Origin of the sequence: Psychroserpens sp., assembly GCF_045105015.1 — a bacterium.
In the GTDB taxonomy this organism is placed as follows: domain Bacteria; phylum Bacteroidota; class Bacteroidia; order Flavobacteriales; family Flavobacteriaceae; genus Psychroserpens.
In genome coordinates this window covers 1-3,249 of record NZ_JBGCCX010000093.1, presented here as the reverse complement: position 1 = coordinate 3,249, position 3,249 = coordinate 1, and the positions used below count along the sequence as shown (strand labels likewise).

Sequence of the window (3,249 nt, the reverse complement as noted above, 5' to 3'; positions counted from 1 at the left end):
GAAACCACTTTGACTTCCAAATACTTGATAGCCATATTTAAGACCGTAGAAGCGATCAATTAACATTTTTAAAGGTCCTTTCCCTAATTCGTTATTTTGCACTGCTCGGTGAACTATTGGTAAATATTTCTCCATCATTTCAACATTAGAGTGTTGTATCACTAGCCACATAGTGCTTTTATACTTTTCTCCAACTAAAGTACTACCTAGATATGTTTTATGAACTTTGTAAAGCGAATCAATTAATTTTTGATTCTTTAAATCACGAGCCTTCATAGCTTTATTATTCTTGAGTTTTTGTTTTCTTATAGACTGATCACTTTTACTAATTTCATCAATAAGCGTTACTAATTCAGTATTAAGATTATTAGTAGCTATATATTCAGATAGGCTAAAATCTTCAGAAGGTTTTGTTTCACACTTAGAATAAAATGCATTGAATGTTTCAGGTATTATGTGCTCTAAACCAGCAGTTCCCATTGACTCAATATATTCACAAATGTTATTTTTTGGAAAACTTATAGCTTTCTTAAACGCCAGTTCTATATGGCTAGTTGGCTCTCCTATTTTTAAAAATACAATTATTACATTCCAATAATCTGCGCTATTTAAATTTGTAGCGTCATACTCTACAACTGACTTTGTTTCATCAAGAATTGTTAAACCTCTTTTAAAATCCTTATCTGTAACTCCTGCTCTTTGTATTGGTTCATATTTGAGAATTTGATTTCCAAAGTCCTCATACGTAAAGTCTGTACTTAACTGCTGTCCATTACTTATACTAAAAATTAAAAAACTAATAATCAGAATTAAATATTTCATTTTTTCATTTTTATATAAAGACTATAGAATCAAAAGAGTGTGGCAATTCAATATATATCTAGAGCTTTACGATAAATGAATTTTCCGACCTTCTTTTACAATGATTTCAATACACTCTTCAATATCCTTTTTTGTTGTTCTAAAATTTACAATGCACGCTCTCATGCAATAGTTCTCTTCTACAATAGCATTAGATAAAAAGAGTTCACCTCCTGCTTGTAATGTATTTACTAATGTTTCATTTAAGGCATTTAAATACTCCACTTTTTCTTTCCCTTCTAATTCAAGATTTTCTGGAATATATCTCAATGTATTAATACTCAAATTTTGAGTTACCGACTCTAGTTCATTATGCTCTTCAGCCAATTCAGCAAAATATTCCGATAATTTAATGTCTTCTTTAATTAACTTTATATAACCATCTCTACCTATCTGTTGTAATGCTAACCAGACTTTTAAAGCTCTAAAACCTCGAGAGTTTTGCAGTCCGTATTCGAAGTAATTAAGCGAACCACCTTCTTCTGTTAAGCTGAAATTATAATATTCTGGATGCGAACTGTAGGTATCTATTAGATGCTTTGGATTTTTCACCAAAGTACAACCAGCCTCTAATGGGCTATATAACCATTTGTGTGGATCTAGCGCAATAGAATCTGCTTCTTCTACGCCTTTAAACAAATCTTTTAACTCAGGAATAACAGCAGCAGGAATACCATAAGCACCATCGATATGAAACCATAAATCGTATGTTTTACAAACTGTAGCAATCGCCTCGAGATTATCTACAACTCCTGTACTTACGTCTCCTGCTGTACCGACGACCATAAATGGTTGGTGGCCTTGTTCTACATCTTCTTTAATCGTTTGTTCTAAACTTTCAATATTCATTTTATTGGAAGCGTCAGTCGGAATCCAACGAATAGAATTGCTACCATGACCAAATAAAATGGCTGCTTTATCTATCCAGGTATGCGTTGATTTTGAACAGTAACATATTAACTGTTTAGACGCATTAGAAAGCCCATTTTCTTTAATACTTTTTGGTGCTTTTGCTGTTCTCGCAGCTAAAAAAGCTGTAAAATTCGCCATGTTGCCACCACTCACTAAAACGCCTCCATAGTTTGGTGAAACGCCAATAAATTCTGCCAACCAATTCACCGTTTGCTTTTCTATTTCGGTTGCCATCGGACTTAATATTTGTCCACCAACATTAGGATTAACAGATGCTGCTAGCAAATCTGCCAAGGCTCCAATTGGTGCTGCTGACGCTGTTATAAATCCAAAGAATTTGGGATGACCATTAAAAAGTGAATTATTAAATAGTAACTGAGATGTAGATTTTAACAACTGCTCTGCTGGAATGCCATGTTTAGGTAAAGCCGATTGACCTAACGTCTTTTGTAATTCCTTTGGTGACTTGGAAGTGGTTACTGGTTTTTCGGAAATAGTATCGAGAAAATCAGAAATAGTATCAATGAGTTCATAGCCCATTTTTCGAAATTCTGTTTTGCTTATTTCTATTGGGTTTTCACGCTTCTCCATTATCCTGATTGTTTTATATTCTATCTATTTGTAATCTACATTTTTTTCACCTTAGCTATAGCTTCATTATACTGGTTATACAAGCCTCTTTCACCATTAACAAAATCCATAGTCAATAACTCAATGATACTAATAACATCTGCTGTTTTAGAATTAGAATCTATATCTATCATATTTTCTAATATGGATTTACCAAGTTCAGATATAAATTGTTGTTGCTTGTAAATTCTTGATATTTCTTGTGTTAATTCGAGGTCGTATTCTTGGATGATGCCACTTATTTTAGCGCCTTCAAAAGCTACATCTTCAAAACTTGGTAAACGTATTCCTGTCCAACCTGGAATTTGTTGATGTCTAAAAGACGTGTTTGAATAATAAAATGCCAACATATCGTCATTGGTAAGTGTGGCTCTAATACTATCAAAGCCTACTTTAATTTTTTCGTGATATTCAATTCTTTTTAGAAGATTAATTTGATTGATCTCTAACTCATTTTGAATATAAGCTATTGATTTATCTTTCTTCGCTTCTAACTTTCGGTTGCTTTGCCAGTCACTCACATACATGCCAAGAAATACACCAAAAGCAACAATTAAGAATTCAATTACATATTTGAAGATACCTTTTGTGTTGTTTTTCATTACAGTTTATTCTATAATTTCGTAGTCTATATCTAGTTTGCGCAAAGCTCTTAAAGCCGAACCAGAGTTTTTGTCACCGACTTCAATAGCTACTGCATCGCCTTCTAAAAGAATCTCTGTAAGTTCATTAGCTAGAGAAGCACCAACGTTAGATAGTTCATCAATACATTTGGCAATCGCTCTTTTATCTGGTCTTTGTGCGTCGCAGGATAATAGGTTTAGTTTCATAACAGTAATTTAGTAG

3 protein-coding genes and 1 pseudogene are annotated in these 3,249 nt (G+C 33.0%); all 4 read right to left on the bottom strand.

The window, feature by feature from the left end:
• A pseudogene (locus AB8B90_RS07050) lies at positions 1-822 on the bottom strand (hypothetical protein); the annotation flags it as partial.
• Between the two features lie 66 nt (positions 823-888).
• Positions 889-2,364, bottom strand: coding sequence for a pyridoxal phosphate-dependent decarboxylase family protein (locus AB8B90_RS07045; protein WP_405335116.1), 1,476 nt, complete (start codon positions 2,362-2,364; stop codon positions 889-891).
• 35 nt (positions 2,365-2,399) lie between these two features.
• The gene (locus tag AB8B90_RS07040; RefSeq protein ID WP_405335114.1) at positions 2,400-3,005 is read right to left on the bottom strand and encodes a hypothetical protein; all 606 of its coding nucleotides are present in this window, start codon (positions 3,003-3,005) and stop codon (positions 2,400-2,402) included.
• Between the two features lie 6 nt (positions 3,006-3,011).
• Positions 3,012-3,233: a hypothetical protein gene (locus AB8B90_RS07035; protein ID WP_405335112.1), complete on the bottom strand. Its 222-nt coding sequence runs from the start codon at positions 3,231-3,233 to the stop codon at positions 3,012-3,014.
• Between the last annotated feature and the right edge of the window lie 16 nt (positions 3,234-3,249).